We start from the raw sequence: 21,380 nt of genomic DNA on the forward strand, positions 1-21,380 counted from the left end.
GAGACCGTCAACCCTTGATCTCGACGGCTTGGCTCTTGTCGCCCTCGATCAGCGTGAAGCGGTATTCACGCCCCGATTCCTTGTCGAACGAAAACGTGCGCCCTGCCATGATGTGGTGCTTGGTCGTCGGCCGGCAGTCGTTGTCTTTCTGCGCGTCGCAATCCTTGAACTCATCGATCACCACGACGCTGTTGCCGTTGTTGCGCATCAGGTAACGATTGGCGTTGTCGTCGATCACGGTCTCGAAGCGGGTGTCCTTGGGCCTTACGAAAAACACCGTGCCGTAGCCCGCCAGGACCTTGACTCCCGCCGCCACGCGCTCCTTCTTGTACGCTTCGCGCTCCTCGGCGCTGACGGCAAACTCATCCTCGGCCTCCGGCACCACCGGCACAAAACGCACCCGGAAATAGCGTTCCTTGTCTCGGTTGCCCATGAACAGCAACCGGGTGCCCTGCATGCCATTGGCCGGCACGATCAGGCGCGCCGGGCTGGCCATCAGGCCATCCTTGGCCGTGGAGTCGGGCTGACTCTGGATGGGCAATTCCTGGTAGCTGCCGTCCTCGTTGTAGACGATCTCCAGGATGTTGACCTTGACGAATGCCGTGGACGTTCCGCCGTTGAATACCCGCTTCATGTAAGTGCTTTTGTCGCCATCGAGATAGTCGTAGACCACCCCGACACCAATCTGCGGCCCGGCCTGGGCCAGGCTGCAAAACAGAAGAAACCCAACCCATGCCAATAGATGCTTCATCACTTCATAACCTCATGCATTAAACGCAATTCACTGAATATCATTGGCCCTCAGGCCGCTCAGACTTCCGAATCCCAGATCACCGTGACGTTGCCGGTATAGGATTCGGCGCGACCATCCAGCATTTCCTCAACGCTGGCGCGTGCAACTTCGAAGTGCAGAGTTCCCGACCTGCGATCGATGTAAATACCCGGTTGAAACAACTCGGTGCCATTGCCGTCAAGGAACAAGCGGCGACGATTGACCGGTTGCCCTGCGGCGTCGGTCACCCCCTCAGGCAAGGTCACGCTGATATCCACCGGTACCGCATGACCGGAACCGACTTGCGAGACCGCACAGGTATTGCCGTTGGGGTATTGGCACTCAAGCAGCATCTTGAAACGAGAGGACGTGGAGATATGGAAGCGCTGATCCCGTAACAACCGCGTCGGCTTGCGTCCGCTGTTCAGCCAGGCTTGCCATCCTTCCTGAGGAACCAGTTCCACCCGGTTCCCGCCGGGGGGCACCTCAATCTTGAGTGCATGATCAACTTGAAGGGTAAAGTTGAGTGTGAGCGCCGAATCATCCGCGACCATCACATCACCCAGGTCGAGGTCCTGACCCGGCCCGATGCTGTAGGTCAGCGTTCCCGTGTACTGGCCGGCCGACATTTTCAACGGGTTTGGCGTGCGCAACTCGTAGGCAAAGTCAATGCTGTGGTAACTCATCCTGGGGATCGCATAACGTGCCGTCTTGGCACACACGCCGACTACCGGCGCCCTCCAGAAAAAGTCGTAGGTCACATCAGAGTAAAAACCAAGACCGCTGTATCGACAGGGTGAAGGGGCTTCGTCCCAGGCCGCACCGCCCCATAACATCCTGTGAGCCACCGCGGAATTAGGCTCTCCACCTACCAGGTTGCCGACTCCGTCAGGGAGTCGTTGTTGCGCCCCAATACCCGACCAACGCACTTCAAGGGTCTCGGTTTCGCCCGTACCGGAATGGGTGACTTGTAACTGGCGCCAGTTGGCGGGCACGTTAAACATCGCGCCTTGCCGGGGATCTTCATGATTCGCCTGGATAGGCCTGCTCAAATTGACGACGATGGGCAGCATGAGGCTGAACATCCCTGACGCCCTGCATTGCTCCGGGTATCGCTGGCAATAACCGCTGACCGGAGTAGTGTTGAGGAATATATTTTCCTGGGGCTTCGAGGGATCAGGCCTGAATACCGCGGTGATATCCCGGGTCAAGGCATGAGTCGCCGGCAGACAGGCAAACAAAAATGTTGAAACTACACAGTTCGCTAATACCCGTGTTCCTTTCATGCGATGACCTCATATTCAAAATCCGCTGAATAGATTTTTTAAACTTCCGAATCCCAGATCACCGTGACATTGCCGCTATAAGCCTTGGCGCCGGTGTCCAACATCGCTTCGACCTGGGGGCGGGCAACGTCGAAGTGCAGGGTCCCCGAACGACGATCGACGTAAAAACCCGGCTGAAACATCTCGGTGCCACTGCCATCAAGCAGTAGCCGACGATGGTTGACCGGCTGCCCGGCGGTGTCGGTCAGGCCGTCGGGCAGGCTGACGCTGATGTCCACCGGCACGGCATGGCCAGTGTCGTTTTCGGCGATCGCGCAGGTATTGCCGCTGACGTATTGGCATTCGAGCCCCATCTTGAATCGTGAGGAGGCCGAGATATGGAAGCGTTGGTCACGAAACAGCCGGGTCGGTTTGCGACCGCTGTTCACCCAGGCTTGCCAACCTTCCTGGGGCACCAGGTCGACCCGATTGCCGCCGGGGGGGACTTCGATCTTGAGGGTGTGCTCAACAGTCAGCTTGAAATCCAGGGTGAGTATCGGATCGGAAGGAATCATGACGTCCCCCATATCGAGGTCCTGGCCCGGTCCGACGTTGTAGGTCAACGACCCCGTGTAGAGGCCGCTCGACATTTTCAAAGGGTTTGGGGTCCGCAACTCGTAGGCAAAATCCAGATATTCGTAGGTAAAGCTCGGTATCAGAAAACTGGCTTTTTTGGAGCACGCGGCATCGACCCGGGTTTTCCAGAAAAAACGGTATGTCGTCGCATCCAACCCTCCATGACCGGAATATCCGCAAGGTGAAGGGGGATTCACCCAGCTATTCCCATACCCACCCCATAACCGGTTATGTGCCAAGGTGATACTGATGTCCGGATTACCTATGAGATTCAGCACGTTCGTTGGAAGTCGATATCTCGAGCCGACCCCTGAAAAGCGTACTTCAACGGTTTCGGTTTCCCCCGTCCCCACATGAGTCACTTGTGCGGTACGCCAATTGGCGGGCACCTTGAACGTCGCCCCTTGCCGATAGTCGGTATGATTCGCCTGGATAGGGCTGACCGAATTGAATGTGATAGGCAACTGAATGCTGAAAATCTTCGTCGCGGCGCAATCCGCTGGGAAGTAGGTGCAATAGCCGGAGATCGGCGTGGTATTGGTAAATTGATTCAGGTTTGGCTTCGAAGCATCGGGCCTGAATATTGCTGTTATATCCCGGCTCACGGCATTGGCCACGGGCACGCACGTAAACAGCAACACCGAAACGACGCCGCGCACTGCAACCGATGAAAATTTCATTAATACAACCTCAAAACCAATCACTACAAACATGCGATGAGCAATCGTCTATGGGAGCAAGGACTGCCCGCGATGCAGGCGCCTCGCTCGTGGCGTGAGTTGCGTTATCCATCGCGAATACGCCTTGCTCCCACTGTTCATGAGCGCTGCTTGCTCGGGGCAGCCGCGACAGTCGAAGTATCGGCCAGGGTATCCGGCGTACAGCGCAAGTCACCGATCATCAACACATCGCCTTCGCGGTCGGCGTTGTCCGGGTCGAGGCGGAACCGGCAAAACAGTTCGCTGCCGTAGCGCACTTCCAGGGTCGGTGAGCTGGCATTCATTTCCATGGAGAAGAACCCATCCGCTTCACTAACGCCGCGACTGGCGTGGTTGATCACGTGATGGCCCCGAAGCGGCTGGCCGTGTTCGTCCACCAGGCGACCGAGCACCGTCACGGTTCTCATCACCTGGACTTTGCGGTAGTCCACCCCTCCTTTGTTCAGGTGATAGCGGGTCCGCGCAGGCTCGATGTTCGCCGCCGGCGGGTGCACGCCGTCGAAGTCGAAGGTCACCATGCTGTTCTTGTAGGCCGTGATGGGGATGAAGTTGCGGCCCGGACGCAAGACAGTACTGCCACCGGTCAAATCGTCGGCACGCAGGGCGACATCGTCCAGATCGGTTTCCACGTCGACGATCATGCCCGCGCCGCGCCCTTGGGGCAGCCCGGTGAAGGCGGTTTTCTGACCGCCCAAGGCCACGGTGCTGCTCAGGTTCAAGCCGCCGGTCAGGTTGTCGTTATAGGAGGAGCGCTGGACGAAACCGTCGCCATAAAGCGAATCGGTCATGAAGCTGGCGATACCGGACAGGCCCATGCCATAGGTGTCGGCCAACGCCGTGGCGGAGACGCTTTGCAAGACGTGATCCTGCAGGTCCCGGCGGTAGGTCAGCGAGGCATTGTGGTCGCGGTCCCCTTCCCGTGATGTGCGGGTGCCGACGCTGCCGGACCAGTACTCGCCCGGCCCACCCAACGCGACACTGACGCTCAGGTCGACGCCGCGATTGCGTCGGTCGGCGGTACTCGAGGTACCAGGGCGGTCGAACACCGATACCCGCCAGTTGGCATCGCTGCCGCGCAGCTTGCCGCGCTGGGTCCAGCCCAGGTCCAGTCCGGTGCCCTGGACATTGCCTTCACTGTAGGCCAGGCGTCCATTGATAGAGGTCTTGTTGCTCAAACGATGGTTGACCGACAGCGAGGAATTGCTGGTCTGGCCGACAAACACGTTGCGTTGGCGGATGCGAGTGCCATCGGGCAGGGTTTCATAGGTATTACGGGTGTCCAGCCAGCTGCGGTTGTGGCTCGCCACGATGCTACCCTGACCATAACTGTACAGGCCTTGCATATCCATGCCGGTGCCATACTGCTGCGTCTCATAGATGTTGGCGTACAGGCTGGTGTTGCTGCCCAGCGACCAATCCACCGAGGTGCCCACTTGCAGTTTGTCCTGCACTTGACGCGTGGAGGCACCCAGGATCACCCGGGGATGCAACAGGTAGTTGAGGCCCACCCCCGCGGTGGTGAAGCCCGAGGGCTGGTCTTCCCAGTTGCTCCACAGCCTGGTTTCGCGCCCGGCGAACAGGTTGTAGCGCCAGCGGTCCTCTGAATTGCTCCAGTTATTGGGTTTGTAGACCAGCTCCTGGCTGGTGGCGGTGGTTTGCCCATCCTCGATCAACCGCACTTCCACTTCATAGATACCGCCGGGCAAGGGCCGGGTGTCCAGGCTCTGCAAGCCGGCGCTGACCGCCTGGGTATTGATCAATAGACCGCTGCGATAAATTTCCACCGAAGCCTGGCGGCTGGCGGTGACATAAATGGGGTAGACGCTGGGCTTGGGATTTTCGACCACCAAGCTGTCGGAACTGCCGTACATCACCCCAAGCGCCGTGTCCGGGTTGGCACCGAACGAACGGATCTGACGGTTCAAGCCATCGGAACTGGGCGTGAAATAACCCAGGCGAAAAAAACTCCCTTCCATTTCCCGTTGGGTGTAAAGCTCGTGGACGGCGTGGTACACCTTGTCGTCCGGGCCACCAAGACGCGAAAGCTGGAGATCCATTGACTGGCTCCAGTTGCCGACGCTGGAACTGGCGTTGAGGCCATAGCGTCCGCCCGTGTCCTGCTCCTGGCCACCATTGATATTCAGTTGGTTGTTGAGAATCAAGCCGAGACTGCCGCCTTCTGGCTGATCGTGATAACGCTTGGTTTCGTTGGCGCGCTCCACATCCCTGGTCAGGATCGACACCAATGAGTTCTCCAGGCTGTAATGCACAGCCAACAACCCGGCCGGGCAGTTGCCTTCACAAGCCCCCAACCTTTGGCCTTGCTTGAGAAGCTGTTCCCATTGCTCGCGCAGGACAGCTTTTACCGTGCTGTCCTGCGTGTCGTTGAATTCGAGCAGGGTAATGCGATCATCCCGGGACAAGACCACCATGGCCTCACCGAGATACTGTTGATTGAGTTCGACACGAACCGCCAGAGGCACATCGAAAAAGTGCGATTCAAACTCGGCCGGTAGTCCCTTGGCCTGGGCGAGCAGGCTTCTGGGCGTCGTACCCGGGGCAGTCGGCGCAGCCAATGCACTCGCGCACAGCAATAGCGCGAGGGCACCCGCGATGGGTGTCATCGGAAACATCAACGGATTCTCATAATCAACGAATGATCAGGGTGTTTCGGGTGCAAGCCGCCCGGCTCGGGATCGCCAGGCGACTTGCGAATGCCCAAAGAGGTGAAGCTCACGGGGCATCGAACGACATCACGGGGTAACGCGCGGCACGGCGTCGAAAATCACGGTCATGTCGGCGGTGTACAGACCGTTCTGGGTATCCAAAGGCTTGGCCGGGACGATGGTCATGTCAGCCTGTGTCCCCGGAGTGGACGTCGCGTCATCCACCACTTCCTGGGAAAGCGCGGTGAGGGTTACGCCGTTGAAGCTGGTGGTCAGGGCGATAGCATCGCGCCCGTTGTACAGTGCCGCAGGGCCACCTTCGATGTAGGCATGGACCGAACCGTCGGTGTTCTTCACGTCAAAGGTCTGGCGCAACGAGGTCAGCGTGCCGCTGACCGTGTTGTAGCTCATGATTTCATCTTTACCGAAGTTCGGATCACGTGGCATCACATGGAATTGCTGGGTCGGGATGTTCGCCGTGATGTGGATCGAGGAGCGAGCGTCATCGAGGGCGAACGCCGCCGAAGAACCCAGCGCAGCAGCAACCACAGCAGTACCGGATACGAATTGTTTGAGCATGTTGTTAACACCTGTTCTTGGCATAAAGAGAAGGATTGGAGTTGCCGCCCGACATTAACTTTTGCGACACCTCCAACGCCGGGCATGATCGGCTCTCTTCAATTAAAAAAAAGCAGGCAAATTCGCACAATCGTGTAGTAAAACCAGCACACGAAAGAGCGAAAAATACTCGGATCCATATAAAAAACAAGTTTGGATGTCAGAAACAACCCACACTTGCAGTCGCGCCGCGCCATTGCCACATGTCAAGCAAAACCGACGCAAAATAGCGTTATCCGCCTATTTCAACTATTGGGGTAAGGTCGTGCGCAGGATAACTATCGCGCGACGCCATTAGATATATCTTAGTTTCAGGACATCGCCAAGCTCGAAGATATATCTCAGGATAAAAGATATATCTGAACTCTATCTTATGCAGCACGGAGAACAGGCATATGACAGACTCTTATTTTCAGGCCGAACGTGGACAAGACCGCTTCGAACAACTTGCACCCGTTCGTGAGCGTGGCAACCGGGGGCCCCGGATCTTTGCTTCCGGTGAGCTGAAGCTGCTGGTTTTGGCATTGATCGCCGAACAGCCCTGCCACGGCTATGACTTGATCCGTCGCATCGAAAACATGTTCGATGGCGCCTACAGTCCCAGCCCCGGCGTGATCTACCCGACCCTGACGTTCCTTGAAGGGCGCGCGATGATCCATGGCGGCACCGAGGGCGGAAAAAAAAGCTACAGCGTCACCGACGCCGGACGTCTATTGCTTGAAGAGCAGGCGAGCGCGCTGGAAGCCGTGCGGGTGCGTATCGAGGTGAGCAAGCGCACGTTGCGCGGCCATGACCGGCCCCCGGAGATTCACGAAGCGGTGTATAACTTGCGTCATGCGCTGCGCAAGCACCATGGCCGCTGGAGCCCGGAAGAAATCATGCGGGTGCGTGACCTGCTCAACGACACCGCCAAAGCCATCATCGACGGCCATGACCGTCTACCCCTTGCGGAACCTAGCCAATGACAGACATCGATCCAAACACCATTCACCGTGTCAGCCACGAGATCAAGCGTCGGCACCTGCAAGTATTGCGGGTGGTGGATCTGACCCCACGCATGCGCCGTATCACGGTCGGCGGGCCGGAACTGGCCGGGTTCGTCAGCCTGGGCACGGATGATCATGTGAAGGTGTTCTTCCCACAGAACGCCGAGGAACGAGCAGCCCTGGCAACCTACGACCCCAGCGCCGGAAAGGCCCAAGGCCCGCTGCCCCCCATGCGCGACTACACCCCGCGCCGTTACGATCCGGACGCCCTGGAACTGGACCTCGACTTCGTGCTCCACGGCGACGGCCCGGCCGCGACCTGGGCGGCCCAGGCGACACCCGGCCAATACCTGGATATCGGCGGGCCACGGGGCTCGATGATCGTGCCGGACATTTTCGAGAACTACCTGCTCATCGGCGATGAAACCGCCCTGCCCGCCATCGCCCGGCGGCTCGAAGGCCTGTCGCCGAACCGGCGCGCACTGGTGGTGGTAGAAGTGGAAAACGGCGCCGAACAGCAATTACTCCACAGCCCGGCGCAGGTGCATGTGATCTGGGTGCTACGCGAGGGCCGCCATGACAGCCTGCTGACCACCGTGCAACATCTGGACATGCCCGACGGCAAGCTGTACGCCTGGGTCGCCACCGAAAGCAAAGTGTCGCGGCAGATCCGCCGGGTGTTGCTGGATGAAAAACGGCTGGACCCGGACTTCGTCAAGGCCGTGGGTTATTGGAAGGCGGATGACAGCGACGAGGACTGACTCCATGCTTTTCCTGCTCGCCTACATCAGCAGCGTCGTGCTGATCAACTACGCCTTTTCCGCCGCGCCACACCTGGACATCATCTGGTCGGCCTGGGGCGGGCTGGTGTTTATCCTGCGGGACATGGTCCAGACCCGCTTTGGCCATGGCGCCATTGTGGCGATGCTGGCGGCGCTGGTGTTGTCCTACGTGACTTCGGATCCGACCATCGCCCTGGCCAGCGCCACAGCGTTTGCGGTGTCCGAGTGCATCGATTGGCTGGTTTTCACCATCACCAGGCGCCCACTGCATGACCGGCTCTGGATCAGCTCGGCCCTGAGCATTCCCCTGGACACCTTTATTTTCTTCGGCCTGATCGACGCCCTGACGCCTGGCGTGGTGATCACCGCCCTGGCCTCGAAATTCGCCGGGGTTACGGCTGTCTGGCTGATCATGGCCTGGCGCTTGCGTCGACAAGTCATGGCCAATTGAAGCCAAACCCCGCGGTTCATGTAAAATGCCGCGTTTTCTCTCCACGGGAAGCTCGCCCGGCGCGCAACCCTCGATGATCCGCTCCTGTTTGAGGACCTTCAGATGACCCGTATCGGAACTCCATTGTCGCCCACCGCGACCCGCGTATTGCTGTGTGGCAGCGGTGAGCTGGGCAAGGAAGTGGTAATCGAACTGCAGCGCCTGGGCGTCGAGGTGATTGCCGTGGATCGCTACGCCAACGCGCCGGCCATGCAAGTGGCCCATCGCAGCCATGTGATCAACATGCTCGACGGCGCGGCGCTGCGTGCCGTGATCGAAGCCGAGAAGCCTCACTTCATCGTGCCGGAAATCGAAGCCATCGCCACCGCGACATTGGTGGAACTGGAGGCCGAAGGCTTCACCGTGATCCCCACCGCCCGTGCCGCGCAACTGACCATGAACCGTGAAGGCATCCGTCGCCTGGCCGCCGAAGAACTGGGTCTACCGACCTCGCCGTACTTCTTCGCCGACACCGTGGAAGATTACCGCAAGGCTGTGCACACCCTGGGTTTCCCGTGTGTGGTCAAGCCGGTCATGAGTTCGTCGGGCAAGGGACAGAGCCTGCTGCGCAGCGCCGACGACGTGCAGAAAGCCTGGGACTACGCCCAGGAAGGCGGTCGTGCCGGCAAGGGTCGGGTCATCATCGAAGGCTTCATCGACTTTGATTACGAAATCACCTTGCTCACCGTGCGCCATGTCGGCGGCACTACCTTCTGCGCGCCGGTCGGCCATCGCCAGGAAAAAGGCGACTACCAGGAATCCTGGCAGCCCCAGGCCATGAGCCCGGTGGCCCTGGCCGAATCCGAGCGCGTCGCCAAGGCAGTGACCGAGGCCCTGGGCGGTCGCGGTCTGTTTGGTGTCGAGCTGTTCATCAAGGGCGATCAGGTGTGGTTCAGTGAAGTCTCGCCACGCCCGCATGACACTGGCCTGGTGACGCTGATCTCGCAAGACCTGTCGCAATTCGCGTTGCACGCCCGCGCCATCCTCGGCCTGCCGATTCCGCTGATCCGTCAGTTCGGCCCGTCGGCTTCGGCGGTGCTGCTGGTGGAAGGCCAGTCGACCCAGACCGCTTTCGCCAACCTCGGCGCCGCCCTGAGCGAACCGGACACTGCCCTGCGCCTGTTCGGCAAGCCGGAAGTCAACGGCCAGCGCCGCCTGGGCGTGGCCCTGGCCCGTGACGAATCCATCGAAGCGGCCCGCGCCAAGGCAACCCGCGCCTCCCAGGCGATCACGGTCGAGTTGTAAGGCTGCAATAAACCTTGTGGCGAGGGGATTTCTTGCCACAGAGACAAGCTCAAAAAAAGGCGACACCCGCAAAGGTGTCGCCTTTTTCATGAACGCCGGTGTCGCTTAGTCCGGCAGTTTGTAGGCAATCACATAGTCACCCTGCTTCGTACCCAGCGAACCGTGGCCGCCGGCGACGACCAGCACATATTGCTTGCCGTCCTTGCCGGTGTAGGTCATCGGCGTGGTCTGGGCACCGGCCGGCAGGCGGCCTTCCCACAATTGCTTGCCGTTCTTCACGTCGTAGGCACGCAGGTACTGGTCGAGGGTACCACTGAGGAACGCCAGGCCACTGGCGGTGGTGAACGTGCCGCCCAGGCTCGGTACGCCCATGCTCAGCGGAATCGGTACCGGCGAGCTGTCACGCACGGTGCCGTTCTTGTGTTTCCACAGGGTCTTGTTGTTGGTCAGGTCCACCGCCGCCACGTAACCCCAGGCCGGTGCCTGGCACGGCAGGCCCATAGGCGACAGCAGAGCTTCGAGGATCACGCCGTACGGCGCGCCTTTGTTCGGCTGCACGCCTTCGGTTTCGCTCTTGCGCCCCGGACCACCAGCCACTTCCGCCGCCGGTACCAGTTTGGACTTGAACGCCATGTAGCTCGGGTTGACGAACGCGATCTGGCGCACCGGATCGACCGAGATACCGCCCCAGTCAAACACGCCGAAGTTGCCTGGATAAACGATCGAGCCTTGCAGCGACGGCGGTGTGAACATGCCCTCGTATCGCAGCGACTTGAACTCTATCCGGCAGAGCATCTGGTCGAACGGGGTCACGCCCCACATGTCGCGTTCCTTGAGGACCGGCGGCACAAAGTTCAGGTCGGACATCGGTTGGGTCGGCGAAGTGTAGTCGCCTTCCACCGCACCTTGCGGCACCGGGATTTCCTTGATCGGGACAATCGGCTGGCCGTTGCTGCGGTCGAGCACGTAGATGCTGCCCTGCTTGGTCGACGCCAGTACGGCCGGCTTCACGCCGTCGGCGGTCTTCAGGTCCATCAGAGTCGGTTGACCGCCGACATCCATGTCCCACAGGTCGTGGTGGGTGAACTGGAAGTACCAGCGCACCTTGCCGGTGGCGATGTCCAGCGCCGTCAGGCCGGCGGCGTATTTTTCCGACTCAGGCGTACGCATGCCACCGAACTGGTCGGGGGTCTGGTTGCCCATCGGCAGGTAAAGCATGCCAAGTTTTTCGTCGACGCTGAACATGGACCACATGTTCGGCGAGTTGCGGGTGTAGGTCTGGCCTTCGGCAATCGGCGTGGTCTCGTCCGGGTTACCGCTGTCCCAGTTCCACACCAGCTTGCCGGTGTGCACGTCGTAGGCGCGGATCACGCCGCTGGGCTCGTCGGTGGAGACGTTATCCGTGACGTGGCCGCCGATCACCACCAGGTTCTGGGTGACCGCCGGTGGCGAAGTGGAGTAGTAACCGCCGGCCGTGAAGCCACCGATGTTGGCGGTCAGGTCAACCTGACCCTTGTCACCGAAGTCTTCACACATCTTGCCGGTATCGGCGTTCAGAGCGATCAAGCGGGTGTCGGCGGTCGGCAGGAAAATCCGCCGAGGGCAAACGGTGCTGGCCGGTGTATTGCTGGCAGTACCGGTCGGGCTCTGCTCGGCCGAGGCGTATACCGCGTCGTCGTGGTAGGTCACGCCACGGCAGGTCATGTGGGCCCAACCCTTGAAGTTTTCCGCTTTTTGCGTGGAAAGCTTCGGATCGAAACGCCAGATTTCCTTGCCGGTTTCCGGTTCCAGCGCGATGACCTGACTGTGGGGCGTGCACACGTAAAGCATGCCGTTGACTTTCAGCGGGGTATTTTCCGCGGTGGTCTCACCCGGGTCACCCGGCCCTGGCAGGTCGCCGGTGCGATAGCTCCAAGCCTGCTCCAGCTTACTGACATTCTGCGGGGTGATCTGTGCCAACGGCGAGTAACGATCGCCATGAGCGCTACGGCCGTAGGAATTCCAGTCGCCGTCGGGCATGGCCGGTGCGGTGTTGGTCATGCCCGGTACGCTGTCCCGGTCCAGTTGGCCCTTGATTTCACCGGGATTGGTGAACTGGCTGGCCAGTGCGACAACACCGGCGATGACCACGGAGGCGCCCAATGCGCGGGTGCCCATCGGCGAGGCGTCGGTCGTCAGCAACGGGCGCCGAAACCACGGCAGCAGCAGGACAATGCCCAAGGCAAACAACATCGCCAGGCGCGGTACCAGTTGCCACCAGTCCAGGCCCACTTCCCACAACGCCCACACGGTGCTGGCGAACAGCACCAGTGCGTACAAGCCCAGGGCAGCACGATGGGCCATGAACAGCAGTACGCCGGTCAAGACCAGGCCGATACCCGCCAGCAGGTAATACCACGAGCCGCCAAGCGTGCTCAGCTTGACCCCGCCCGCCAACAGGGCCAGGCCCATCAATAGAAGCAGCATGCCGAGCAGGCTCGGTAGCAGACGGCTTCGACTCAAAGCACCCTCAGTGCTCATAGTGTGATCTCCGTGAGGTTTTAAAGAGTCCCGCGCAAAGTGTCACTGTAGATGACGATCCTTTGGGGGCATGGTTCAGTTAAAAGTGTCCGGATGTTACGAATCCCCTGTGGGAGCGGGCTTGCTCGCGAAAGCGGTGGATCATTCGACTAATGAGGCTGAGTATGAAATCGCTTTCGCGAGCAAGCCCGCTCCCACAGCAAAAGTTGTTCGCGGCAGATACAGAGACAGCGCTGTCTTTCAAGATTGGAAGTAGAACATCGAGAACAGCGAAAAGGCTCTGTCACGCAACAAGAAACGTTTCAGTAAGCCGCGCAAGGATAATGTTCTGTTACACATAGAGAAAGCGCTTTTGTTGACATGGATCGTTTCGCTTTCGGTAACAGTGGGCACAAGGCAAGCGCGTCGAGACGCAACTAGGCTTCCACCTTGAGGGCACCTCGGCTAAGGTGCGCCGCTTTACCGTCTCATTCGCGCAAAGGCCCTCCATGAACGAACAAAACAACAACCCGCTGCACGGCGTGACGCTGGAGCAGATCCTCAATGCCCTGGTCCAGCATTACGAGTGGTCGGGGCTGGCCGAGCGCATCGATATCCGCTGCTTCAAAAGCGACCCGAGCATCAAGTCGAGCCTGACGTTCTTGCGCAAGACGCCGTGGGCGCGGGAGAAGGTCGAGCGTTTGTACATCAAGTTGATGCGTACCAAACGGCCGGTCTGAGTCGTGGGCTTCGATCCGGGTTGTCAGCGCACGCTGCGCCAGCGCTTCGTGTCGGTGACTGCGCTGCTGGGCTGGGTGGGGTTGAGCATCCAGCTGTATCTGATCCTGCTGGGCCGGTGGGAATTGGGCGCAAGCCTGCTGGGCGGACTGGTGAACACCTTCAGCTTCTTCACGGTACTGACCAACATCCTGGTAGCGGTGGTGCTGACCTGGGAACTGACCGAACGACCCTCCGTCGTGCGGCGCTGGTTCCTGCTGCCGAGCGTGCGCAGCGGTATCGCCGTCAGCATCGCCCTGGTCGGCCTGGCCTACAACCTGCTGCTGCGCCATCTCTGGCAGCCTGACGGCTTGCAGTTCGTGGCCGACGAGTTGCTGCACGACGTGGTGCCGTTGTTGTACGTCGTCTATTGGTGGCTGTGCGTACCCAAGGGCACCCTGCGCCTGAGACATATCGGGTTATGGGTAGTTTATCCCGTGGTGTATTTCGCCTATCTACTGTTGCGCGGTGATTGGCTTGCGACCTACCCTTACCCGTTCATCGACGTGGCGAGCCTGGGTTATCGACAGGTGTTCATCAATGCCGGGGGGATATTGGCGGGGTTTGTGGTGATTGCGCTGGGAGTGGTGGGGTTGGATCGGTGGAAGGGGCGTCACTGAACAGACCTTTGTGGCGGGGATTTATCCCCTCACCACAGGGGGTTGTTTCAACTTCCAGACCGTGCAGGCAGTGTCCACACCATCCCACTGGCCTTCGCCCGCTCATGGCACAACGCAAGCACGCTGCGCCGCTCGTCATTGTTCATCCGGCTCCAGCGGGTGATCTCCGCCACGCTCCGTTGGCAGCCGATACAGATATCATCATCGTCCAGCGAACAGATGCTCACGCAGGGCGAAGGCACCGGGCGTTCGGGGGTGGTCATTCTTCCTGCTCCGCCAGGTCGCGGGCGTAGCGCTGGGCGTTGTGCACGTAATGGGCCGCGCTGGCCTGGAGCATTGTCTTCTGGGCGTCGGTCAGTTCCCGCACGACCTTGCCGGGCGAGCCCATGACCAGCGAACCGTCAGGAATTTCCTTGTTTTCGCCGATCAGCGAATTGGCGCCGATGATGCAGTTCTTGCCGATCTTCGCGCCATTGAGAATCACCGCATTGATACCGATAAGGCTGTAATCCCCCACCGTGCAGCCATGGAGCATGGCGTTGTGGCCGATGGTCACGCCGGTACCGATGGTCAGCGGAAAGCCCATGTCAGTGTGCATCACCGTGCCGTCCTGCACGTTGCTGTTCTTGCCGATCAGGATCAATTCGTTGTCGCCGCGCAGCACGGCGTTGAACCAGACATTGGCGCCCTCTTCGAGACGAACCTTGCCCACCAGTGTCGCGTTGGGCGCGACCCAGCTTTGTGGATGGGCTTCGACACGGGCATCGCCCAGGCGGTATTTCATGACGATCCTCGGGCTTCAGGTATTGATAAAGGTTCTGGGCGGTTTGTGCAGGTCAATGCCCGCGTCGAACAGCAGGTTCACCAGTTCGACGATCATGATCGCCGTCAGACCCCAGATCTTGTATTCGCCAAAACGATAACTGGGGACATACCAACTGCAGCCCTGGTAATCGATGCGATGGGTGTGCTCACGAGGATCCTTGCGGAAAAAATCCAGCGGCACACTGAACACCGCAGCGATTTCGGCATCGTTGGCCTGGTACTCGACGTAGTCCGGAATCACCCCGACATAAGGCGTGACCTTGATGCCATGGAGCGAAATCAACGGACTGAGGGGACCGATCACTTCCACCAGGCCGGGGGGCAGGCCGACTTCCTCTTCGGCTTCGCGCAGGGCCGTAAAGATCAGGTCCGGGTCCTCCGGGTCACGTCGACCGCCGGGAAACGCCACCTCGCCGCCATGGGTCGAGAGCCCGCTGGCGCGCAGGGTCAGCAACAGTTCCGGCTCATCACTACGGGTGATCGGGACCAGCACCGCAGCCTCAGGGAAACGTCGGTCCACCTCCAATTGACGCGGGGTATGGTTGCTTACTCGATGCAGTAACTCGTCCAGCATGAGACTTCTCGATTTGTTCGCTACCTTGCATGATGCACCAATCATTCAAGCGGCCCAACCCCCGCACCGCATCGTGTCGCGAAACGACAACTTGCCGCACCGGCCCGTGCAAGCCAAGATAGGCGCAGCATTCAGGAATCCAAGCATGAAATTCTGCAGCCAGTGCGGTAACCCGGTGATCCAGCGCATACCCGAAGGCGACTCGCGCCTGCGCTTCGTTTGCGACACCTGCCATACCATTCACTACCAGAACCCCAACATCGTGGCCGGCTGCGTACCGACCTGGGGCAGCAAGGTCCTGCTGTGCCGGCGTGCCATCGAGCCGCGACGCGGGTACTGGACGCTGCCGGCGGGCTTCATGGAGAACGGCGAAACCGTCGAACAGGCCGCCGTGCGCGAAACCGCCGAGGAAGCCTGCGCCCGGGTACGCAATTTGAGCATCTATACGCTGATTGACGTACCGCATATCAGCCAGGTGCATGTATTCTTCCGCGCCGAACTGGTGGATGAAGATTTTGCTGCCGGGCCGGAAAGCCTTGAAGTGAAGCTGTTCGAAGAAGCAGATATTCCCTGGGACGAACTGGCCTTCCGCACAGTGGGCCGCACCCTGGAATACTTCTATGCTGACCGAAGAGCCGAGGATTACCCGGTGCGGTCCGAGTCGATCCCGCCACTGGCCCAACCTGCCAATACCTGACAATAATTTAGCCGCGACACTTCTAGGGATATCGTTTCAATGCGTTGGTTGCTTGTGTTGTTTTGCTTGATGTTCACCGCTGTGTCCCAGGCTTCTGCAGTGGGTACCTACGACGGCAAGGTCATCGAAAAAGTGTTGGTGCTCAAGTCAGCCCATCAATTGCAATTGATCCATGACGGCAAGCCGCTCAAGACCTACCGTATTTCCCTGGGCAAGGGCGCCAAGAAAGGCCCCAAGCTGATCGAAGGCGACAAGCGCACCCCCGAAGGTTTCTACTGGATCGACTGGCGCAAGACCAGCGAACGCTTCTACCTGTCCATGCACATTTCCTACCCCAACATCAGCGACGCCGCCCGCGCCCGCCGCGAAGGCGTGGAACCGGGAGGCATGATCATGATCCATGGCACCCCGGATACCGAGGAGAACCCTGAACAACTGTTCCACACCCTGGACTGGACCGACGGCTGCATCGCCATGCGCAATGTCGACATGCGCGAGGTGTGGAACCTGGTGCCGGATGGGACGATGATCGAGATCCGGCCGTAAACCCGCAACGGGTCCTGTGCTCAACAGGGGTGCTTTTGTGTTCATCTTCCGATTTATCGCGAGCAGGCTCGCTCCCACAGTGGGTTTGTACTGTTCTCAGGACTTGTGATCGACACCGTCCCTTGTGGGAGCAAGCCTGCTCCTGGCGGCGATCCGACGATAAACCGGCCGGTTTGGATAATGAGAGAGTGGGTTCAAACAAGCGATGCGCGCTGCTCAGCCTCGTAATGACGGGTCTGAAAAGGCATGAGCGTTTGAACCTTCAGACCCAGACCTTCGCTCAACCCCCAAGAGAGGGCAAGTTCATCACGGCGCTTGCGAAGTGCTACAGCAGTCTGTGAAGGCATTTCGTGTTTGGGTGTTGAGCGCAAGAACAGCTCAAGGGCCTTGAAGACCTCCGACACACGGCTATCCGTTACGCAGGAAAAACGGGTAAATCGTTCGAGCAAATAACCGGCGCGACGAACCTCGACTTCATCGCTGTGTTGGCTCAGAAAAACCTGGGCTGCGTTTATCACATCCGCATTGGAGTACCAGACGGCTTTGGCTGCACACTCAAGCGCGGCGTCGTCGGCATGATTCAGCGGGCTTTTGACCAAGGTATCCAATGCAGTTGAGAGGACTTGATCACTAATGGGCTTCGCCATCAGTCGTCTCCAGGTAATCTTGCAGAACTTGGGTAAGGACAGAGGTTGGAGGCTCTTTGTTGCCAACATATACATCAATTGCCTGCAATGCCAGTCGACGCAGCTCAGTGGTCAATATGAAGCCCGCCCTCAAAAGCGCCATGATATCCCCGATATCCTGCTCTGTTGCCCTGCCTAATTTTGAAATAGCAATATCGACGGGGGCAGCTATGTGGACCTGCAGCGGGGATTCCACAGGAAACTCATCAAGGGGAAGGCTTCGGGCCCAGTTATCCTCGTGGATGGGGCCAAAGCTGGTGTTGTATTGAAGGTCATAGTTCAGCTCCATCAATCGACCAGACTTTTCGTCGAAAAATTGCTCAGGTACTTCCGCCAGCAACGTTCGAAGATGAAACCCCTCAGGTAGAACGGCCTCGTAAATTTCGGCATCAACGTCCGTGGAAACCCGATGATTGGTGTAGAGGTGTACTGCACACCCACCAAACACAATAACTTTCACTGCTCCAGACCGTGCATTTTCAAGCATCAATTCCGCCTCAACGGATTTGAACATGGAAATCAAGGCCTGTCCCAGCGCAGTGTTCGTATTAAGGCGAGGAGAGATCATGTCCGGCAGTTCCATCGTTGGAAACCCTCAGATGCAGATGTTGCTCCTTGAAGCACAGCGTTGTCACTTGGCTTGAGGAAGCGACAGCGTTGTTCGCGCCGGAGATGTGGGCCCCCATCCAGAGCTTGGATGGGAGAAGTCTCCGAAAACTAGAGCCCCCACTTCCGAGGGACAACCCTAAAACCTTGTAGGAAACTTCGGTGCGTCTGATAGGCCTGTACCAGCCATGGTCTGCACAACCCCACAGATTTTTTGCCTTAGGCAACCACTGGTCGGCATTGAAAAAATAAACTCAAAAGCCCATAGCACTCGACCGCTCCTGCCAGCGAATACCACTTCATCCTTTCGGCGCCGCCGAAGACGGCGATTTTCGCGGTTAAAAGCCCCACCCTCTAATACCACTTTAGACCGGCCATATTAAAATCTCCCTTTACGATGCAAGCACGCGCCAGAAGCGTCGTTGACATGGTATTCAAGTGGTATTAGCTTCCAACCCACTTACCGGGCGACAACAACTCATAACCGCATCGGACACACCCAATGAACGACATCCTGGCCCTGCGCCCCGACGACACCCAACCCACGCCGCTGTACCTGCAATTGGCGCGCAATCTGGAAGCGGCGATCCATGCCGGCCAGTGGAAGGCCGAGCAGGCGATGCCATCGGAGCGCAGTTTGAGCGAGCAACTGGGCATTTCCCGGGTCACCGCCCGCAAGGCCTTGGAAGTGTTGTTCGAACAGGGCCTGATCCGCCGCAACCAGGGTTCGGGCACCTTCATCACCCCGCGCCTGGAGCAGCCGCTGTCACGCTTGAGTGGCTTCAGCGAGATGCTGCGACTCAAAGGCTTCGTGCCCGGCTCCCAATGGCTGGAACGGGAAATCACGCCGCCGACCCACGAAGAACTGATCCGCCTGGGCCTGTCGCCCACCGACAAGGTCGCGCGGCTCAAGCGCCTGCGCAAGGCCGACGACACGGTCATGGCGATTGAGATGAGCACCCTGCCCGCTTCCATCATTTCCAAGCCGCAAGCGGTCGGTGATTCGCTCTACGAATTCCTCGACGGCATCGGCAAGCCCGTGGTGCGCGCCTTACAGCACATCCAGGCGATCAACGCCTCGGACGACTTCGCCGCCCTGGTAGGCATCGCCCCCGGTACCGCGATGTTGTTGATGACACGGGTCGGCTACCTGGAAGACAACACCCCCATCGAAGTCACCGACACCTATTGCCGCAACGATTACTACGACTTTGTCGCAGAACTGCGGCGCTAGCGAGCAGAGAGTTTCCATGTCCGAAGAGAATATCCTCACCCCCAACGGCTGGGTTCGCGGTCGCCTGCTCCATGAACACGGCAAAATCGTGTCCATCGAAGGCCTGCCCTGCGATCCAGCCGATAACGACCTGCCCTATCTGCTGCCCGGTTTCATCGACCTGCACGTCCACGGTGGTGGCGGCATGGACATCATGCAAGGTGCTCCGGCGTTCGAAACCATTGTCCGGACCCACGTGCGTTTCGGCACGACCTCGCTGCTGGCAACCACCATGACCGCGCCCAGCGAAGAGATCACCCGCGTGCTCCAGGCCCTTGGCGAATTCTGCGAGCAGCGCCCGAACGGCAGCGCCCGAATGCTGGGCGTGCACCTGGAAGGTCCCTTCATCAATCCCGGCAAACTGGGCGCCCAACCGAACTTCGCCCACACGGCGTTGATGGCCGAGGTGGAGGCGTATCTGGCGCTGGCGCCGATCCGGGTGATCACCATCGCACCGGAAATCGCCGGCCACGATGCCTTGATCCGCGCCCTCAGCGCCCGGGGCGTGCGCATGCAGATCGGTCATACCCTGGGCAGTTATGAAGAAGGCGTCGCCGCGCTGGCCGCCGGGGCCACCAGCTTTACCCACCTGTACAACGCCATGAGTCCGCTGCACCACCGCGAGCCGGGCATCGTCGGCGCGGCGCTGGCCCATGCGCAATATGCCGAGCTGATTCCCGACCTGCTGCATGTGCACCCCGGCGCCATGCGCGTGGCCCTGCGTTCGATTCCGTGTCTGTATTGCGTCACCGATTCGACGGCCGCCGCCGGCATGCCCGACGGCGAATACAAATTGGGCTGTCACACCGTGACCAAGTGTCTGGGTGGTGTGCGACTGGCCGACGGCACTCTCGCCGGCAGCACCCTGACCATGGACCAGGCCCTGCGCAACCTGGTGAAGATCGGTCTGCCCCTCGCCGAAGCCTCCCAGCGCCTGTCGCAGTTCCCCGCCGACTATCTCGGCCTGCCCGAGCGCGGCCGCTTGCAACCCGACGCATGGGCCGACTGCGTTCGCCTCGACCGTTCCCTGACCCTGACCGATGTGATGGTCGAAGGAGAAGCCATTGACCTTAAAAATGCTTGAAGAGGCCTTGGCCTCGTTCGAAGCCGTCGAGCGCCAGTTGCAGCAACTGGACCCGGCCTTGCAGGAGATCGCCGGGCGCTTGCGTCGCCAGCCGCCGCAGGTGGCAATGACCGTCGCCCGCGGCAGTTCCGACCATGCCGCCAGCTACTTCGCCTACCTGACCATGCAGCAATTGGGTTTGCCAGTGGCCTCGCTGCCGATGTCGGTGGTGACCATGCAACAGGCACCGCTCAAGGTCAGCGGGCAGGTGGCGTTCGGCTTCTCCCAATCGGGGCAGAGTCCGGATCTGGTCAATAGCCTGCGTCTGTTGCGCAAGCGCGGCGCCTTGAGCGTGGCTCTGGTCAACGCCAGCGATTCGCCCCTGGAAGCGGCCTGTGAATTCAGCGTGCCGTTGTGCGCGGGCGTCGAGAGCAGTGTCGCTGCCACCAAGAGTTTCATCGCCACCCTCAGCGCCAGTGCGCGATTGGTGGCTCAGTGGAAAGACGACGCCGAACTGCTGGAGGCCGGCGCGGCGCTGCCCGAAGGTTTGCGCGACGCCGCCCGCCAGGACTGGTCTCCCGCCATCGACGTCCTGCGCGACTGCCAACGCCTGATGGTCATCGGCCGTGGCGCCGGCTTCGCCATCGCCCAGGAAGCGGCGCTCAAATTCAAGGAAACCTCGGCGATCCAGGCCGAGGCCTTCAGCAGCGCCGAAGTCCGCCACGGGCCGATGGCGCTGATCGACCAGGACTACTCGCTGCTGATATTCGCCCCGCGCGGCGCCGAGCAGGCTGGCGTGCTGAGCCTGGCCGCCGAGATGCGCCAGCGCGGCGCACGGGTCGTGTTGGCGGCGCCCGATGACATCGCCGAGCGCGACCTGACGCTGACCCGCGCTGAGCACCCGGCCCTCGATCCGATCCTGGCGATCCAGAGCTTCTACGGGATGGCCGCCCATCTTTCCGTCGCCCGAGGCCTGGATCCGGACCACCCCCGGCACTTGAGCAAAGTCACCCGTACGCACTGATCCATGACAGC

General features: G+C 60.0%; 22 protein-coding genes. 11 read left to right on the plus strand and 11 right to left on the minus strand.

Translation table 11 applies throughout. From position 1 onward, the window contains the following. Positions 1-7 precede the first annotated feature (7 nt). The 5 genes from LCU97_RS11375 to LCU97_RS11395 all read right to left on the minus strand — a co-directional run bounded on the left by LCU97_RS11375 (position 8) and on the right by LCU97_RS11395 (position 6,637). Complete coding sequence (locus LCU97_RS11375; protein WP_053146804.1) at positions 8-751, minus strand: pilus assembly protein; 744 nt, start codon at positions 749-751, stop codon at positions 8-10. 59 nt (positions 752-810) lie between these two features. Then, a complete protein-coding gene (locus tag LCU97_RS11380) occupies positions 811-2,058 on the minus strand; it encodes a hypothetical protein (protein WP_053146802.1) in 1,248 nt (415 codons plus the stop codon). Positions 2,059-2,096: 38 nt separating this feature from the next. Further along, positions 2,097-3,353 (minus strand): hypothetical protein, encoded by a 1,257-nt coding sequence (locus LCU97_RS11385; protein WP_053146800.1) that lies wholly within the window; start codon positions 3,351-3,353, stop codon positions 2,097-2,099. Between the two features lie 137 nt (positions 3,354-3,490). Next, entirely contained in the window at positions 3,491-6,025 is a 2,535-nt protein-coding gene (locus tag LCU97_RS11390; RefSeq protein WP_053146799.1) for a CS1-pili formation C-terminal domain-containing protein, read from the minus strand. Between the two features lie 120 nt (positions 6,026-6,145). Then, complete coding sequence (locus LCU97_RS11395; protein ID WP_053146797.1) at positions 6,146-6,637, minus strand: CS1 type fimbrial major subunit; 492 nt, start codon at positions 6,635-6,637, stop codon at positions 6,146-6,148. 434 nt (positions 6,638-7,071) lie between these two features. Here LCU97_RS11395 and LCU97_RS11400 point away from each other — a divergent pair, with 434 nt between their 5' ends. The 4 genes from LCU97_RS11400 (at position 7,072) to purT (ending at position 10,179) form a co-directional block, all read left to right on the plus strand. Continuing rightward, the gene (locus LCU97_RS11400) at positions 7,072-7,641 is read left to right on the plus strand and encodes a PadR family transcriptional regulator (RefSeq protein WP_053146794.1); all 570 of its coding nucleotides are present in this window, start codon (positions 7,072-7,074) and stop codon (positions 7,639-7,641) included. Next, a complete protein-coding gene (locus LCU97_RS11405) occupies positions 7,638-8,423 on the plus strand; it encodes a siderophore-interacting protein (protein ID WP_232776437.1) in 786 nt (261 codons plus the stop codon). Before LCU97_RS11400 ends, LCU97_RS11405 begins: the two co-directional genes overlap by 4 nt. A gap of 4 nt (positions 8,424-8,427) precedes the next feature. Beyond that, positions 8,428-8,895 carry a preQ0 transporter gene (locus LCU97_RS11410; RefSeq protein ID WP_053146790.1) on the plus strand — a complete coding sequence of 156 codons (468 nt, stop codon included), beginning with the start codon at positions 8,428-8,430 and terminating at the stop codon, positions 8,893-8,895. A 102-nt stretch (positions 8,896-8,997) separates the two neighbouring features. Next, complete coding sequence (purT, locus tag LCU97_RS11415; protein ID WP_232776438.1) at positions 8,998-10,179, plus strand: formate-dependent phosphoribosylglycinamide formyltransferase; 1,182 nt, start codon at positions 8,998-9,000, stop codon at positions 10,177-10,179. 105 nt (positions 10,180-10,284) lie between these two features. On the opposite strand, the gene LCU97_RS11420 is transcribed toward purT, so the two are convergent. Further along, the gene (locus LCU97_RS11420; RefSeq protein WP_053146785.1) at positions 10,285-12,699 is read right to left on the minus strand and encodes a glucose/quinate/shikimate family membrane-bound PQQ-dependent dehydrogenase; all 2,415 of its coding nucleotides are present in this window, start codon (positions 12,697-12,699) and stop codon (positions 10,285-10,287) included. A gap of 488 nt (positions 12,700-13,187) precedes the next feature. Between LCU97_RS11420 and LCU97_RS11425 the strand changes: the two genes are divergently transcribed. Further along, positions 13,188-13,418: a VF530 family protein gene (locus tag LCU97_RS11425; protein WP_053146783.1), complete on the plus strand. Its 231-nt coding sequence runs from the start codon at positions 13,188-13,190 to the stop codon at positions 13,416-13,418. 3 nt (positions 13,419-13,421) lie between these two features. Further along, a complete protein-coding gene (locus LCU97_RS11430; RefSeq protein WP_232776440.1) occupies positions 13,422-14,075 on the plus strand; it encodes a Pr6Pr family membrane protein in 654 nt (217 codons plus the stop codon). A gap of 47 nt (positions 14,076-14,122) precedes the next feature. On the opposite strand, the gene LCU97_RS11435 is transcribed toward LCU97_RS11430, so the two are convergent. The 3 genes from LCU97_RS11435 to LCU97_RS11445 are packed head-to-tail and all read right to left on the minus strand — an operon-like array spanning position 14,123 to position 15,474. Then, positions 14,123-14,338, minus strand: coding sequence for a DUF1289 domain-containing protein (locus tag LCU97_RS11435; RefSeq protein ID WP_082339628.1), 216 nt, complete (start codon positions 14,336-14,338; stop codon positions 14,123-14,125). Beyond that, entirely contained in the window at positions 14,335-14,859 is a 525-nt protein-coding gene (locus LCU97_RS11440; protein ID WP_053146779.1) for a gamma carbonic anhydrase family protein, read from the minus strand. The genes LCU97_RS11435 and LCU97_RS11440 overlap by 4 nt, the downstream gene beginning before the upstream one ends. A 15-nt stretch (positions 14,860-14,874) precedes the next feature. Continuing rightward, positions 14,875-15,474, minus strand: a complete 600-nt coding sequence (locus LCU97_RS11445; RefSeq protein ID WP_053146778.1) for a CoA pyrophosphatase — start codon at positions 15,472-15,474, stop codon at positions 14,875-14,877. A gap of 145 nt (positions 15,475-15,619) precedes the next feature. On the opposite strand from LCU97_RS11445, the gene LCU97_RS11450 reads away from it, so the two are divergent. Both LCU97_RS11450 and LCU97_RS11455 read left to right on the plus strand, forming a co-directional pair. Continuing rightward, positions 15,620-16,171: an NUDIX hydrolase gene (locus LCU97_RS11450; RefSeq protein WP_053146776.1), complete on the plus strand. Its 552-nt coding sequence runs from the start codon at positions 15,620-15,622 to the stop codon at positions 16,169-16,171. Between the two features lie 39 nt (positions 16,172-16,210). Continuing rightward, entirely contained in the window at positions 16,211-16,717 is a 507-nt protein-coding gene (locus LCU97_RS11455) for a L,D-transpeptidase family protein (protein WP_232776442.1), read from the plus strand. Positions 16,718-16,911: 194 nt separating this feature from the next. Here the strand turns inward: LCU97_RS11455 and LCU97_RS11460 are convergent, their stop codons facing one another. Then, positions 16,912-17,364: a hypothetical protein gene (locus LCU97_RS11460; RefSeq protein ID WP_053146772.1), complete on the minus strand. Its 453-nt coding sequence runs from the start codon at positions 17,362-17,364 to the stop codon at positions 16,912-16,914. Continuing rightward, on the minus strand, positions 17,348-17,986 hold the full coding sequence (locus LCU97_RS11465; RefSeq protein ID WP_232776444.1) for a DUF6036 family nucleotidyltransferase: 639 nt from the start codon (positions 17,984-17,986) through the stop codon (positions 17,348-17,350). The genes LCU97_RS11460 and LCU97_RS11465 overlap by 17 nt, the downstream gene beginning before the upstream one ends. Before the next feature lie 525 nt (positions 17,987-18,511). Between LCU97_RS11465 and LCU97_RS11470 the strand changes: the two genes are divergently transcribed. Genes LCU97_RS11470 through LCU97_RS11480 form a run of 3 tightly spaced genes read left to right on the plus strand, consistent with a single transcriptional unit; the run spans position 18,512 to position 21,369 of the window. Next, positions 18,512-19,243, plus strand: coding sequence for a GntR family transcriptional regulator (locus tag LCU97_RS11470; protein ID WP_053146768.1), 732 nt, complete (start codon positions 18,512-18,514; stop codon positions 19,241-19,243). Between the two features lie 16 nt (positions 19,244-19,259). Continuing rightward, complete coding sequence (gene nagA, locus LCU97_RS11475; protein WP_053146767.1) at positions 19,260-20,366, plus strand: N-acetylglucosamine-6-phosphate deacetylase; 1,107 nt, start codon at positions 19,260-19,262, stop codon at positions 20,364-20,366. After that, positions 20,347-21,369 (plus strand): SIS domain-containing protein, encoded by a 1,023-nt coding sequence (locus LCU97_RS11480; protein ID WP_156315902.1) that lies wholly within the window; start codon positions 20,347-20,349, stop codon positions 21,367-21,369. Before nagA ends, LCU97_RS11480 begins: the two co-directional genes overlap by 20 nt. Positions 21,370-21,380 lie beyond the last annotated feature (11 nt).

This window comes from Pseudomonas uvaldensis (assembly GCF_021271205.1).
Taxonomy (GTDB): domain Bacteria; phylum Pseudomonadota; class Gammaproteobacteria; order Pseudomonadales; family Pseudomonadaceae; genus Aquipseudomonas; species Aquipseudomonas uvaldensis.

Bases quoted from the DNA above. Each gene is read 5' to 3' on its own strand.
- LCU97_RS11375 (WP_053146804.1), bottom strand. From the start codon at position 751: ATGAAGCATCTATTGGCATGGGTTGGGTTTCTTCTGTTTTGCAGCCTG.
- LCU97_RS11380 (WP_053146802.1), bottom strand. From the start codon at position 2,058: ATGAAAGGAACACGGGTATTAGCGAACTGTGTAGTTTCAACATTTTTG.
- LCU97_RS11385 (WP_053146800.1), bottom strand. From the start codon at position 3,353: ATGAAATTTTCATCGGTTGCAGTGCGCGGCGTCGTTTCGGTGTTGCTG.
- LCU97_RS11390 (WP_053146799.1), bottom strand. From the start codon at position 6,025: ATGTTTCCGATGACACCCATCGCGGGTGCCCTCGCGCTATTGCTGTGC.
- LCU97_RS11395 (WP_053146797.1), bottom strand. From the start codon at position 6,637: ATGCTCAAACAATTCGTATCCGGTACTGCTGTGGTTGCTGCTGCGCTG.
- LCU97_RS11400 (WP_053146794.1), top strand. From the start codon at position 7,072: ATGACAGACTCTTATTTTCAGGCCGAACGTGGACAAGACCGCTTCGAA.
- LCU97_RS11405 (WP_232776437.1), top strand. From the start codon at position 7,638: ATGACAGACATCGATCCAAACACCATTCACCGTGTCAGCCACGAGATC.
- LCU97_RS11410 (WP_053146790.1), top strand. From the start codon at position 8,428: ATGCTTTTCCTGCTCGCCTACATCAGCAGCGTCGTGCTGATCAACTAC.
- purT (WP_232776438.1), top strand. From the start codon at position 8,998: ATGACCCGTATCGGAACTCCATTGTCGCCCACCGCGACCCGCGTATTG.
- LCU97_RS11420 (WP_053146785.1), bottom strand. From the start codon at position 12,699: ATGAGCACTGAGGGTGCTTTGAGTCGAAGCCGTCTGCTACCGAGCCTG.
- LCU97_RS11425 (WP_053146783.1), top strand. From the start codon at position 13,188: ATGAACGAACAAAACAACAACCCGCTGCACGGCGTGACGCTGGAGCAG.
- LCU97_RS11435 (WP_082339628.1), bottom strand. From the start codon at position 14,338: ATGACCACCCCCGAACGCCCGGTGCCTTCGCCCTGCGTGAGCATCTGT.
- LCU97_RS11440 (WP_053146779.1), bottom strand. From the start codon at position 14,859: ATGAAATACCGCCTGGGCGATGCCCGTGTCGAAGCCCATCCACAAAGC.
- LCU97_RS11445 (WP_053146778.1), bottom strand. From the start codon at position 15,474: ATGCTGGACGAGTTACTGCATCGAGTAAGCAACCATACCCCGCGTCAA.
- LCU97_RS11450 (WP_053146776.1), top strand. From the start codon at position 15,620: ATGAAATTCTGCAGCCAGTGCGGTAACCCGGTGATCCAGCGCATACCC.
- LCU97_RS11455 (WP_232776442.1), top strand. From the start codon at position 16,211: ATGCGTTGGTTGCTTGTGTTGTTTTGCTTGATGTTCACCGCTGTGTCC.
- LCU97_RS11460 (WP_053146772.1), bottom strand. From the start codon at position 17,364: ATGGCGAAGCCCATTAGTGATCAAGTCCTCTCAACTGCATTGGATACC.
- LCU97_RS11465 (WP_232776444.1), bottom strand. From the start codon at position 17,986: ATGGAACTGCCGGACATGATCTCTCCTCGCCTTAATACGAACACTGCG.
- LCU97_RS11470 (WP_053146768.1), top strand. From the start codon at position 18,512: ATGAACGACATCCTGGCCCTGCGCCCCGACGACACCCAACCCACGCCG.
- nagA (WP_053146767.1), top strand. From the start codon at position 19,260: ATGTCCGAAGAGAATATCCTCACCCCCAACGGCTGGGTTCGCGGTCGC.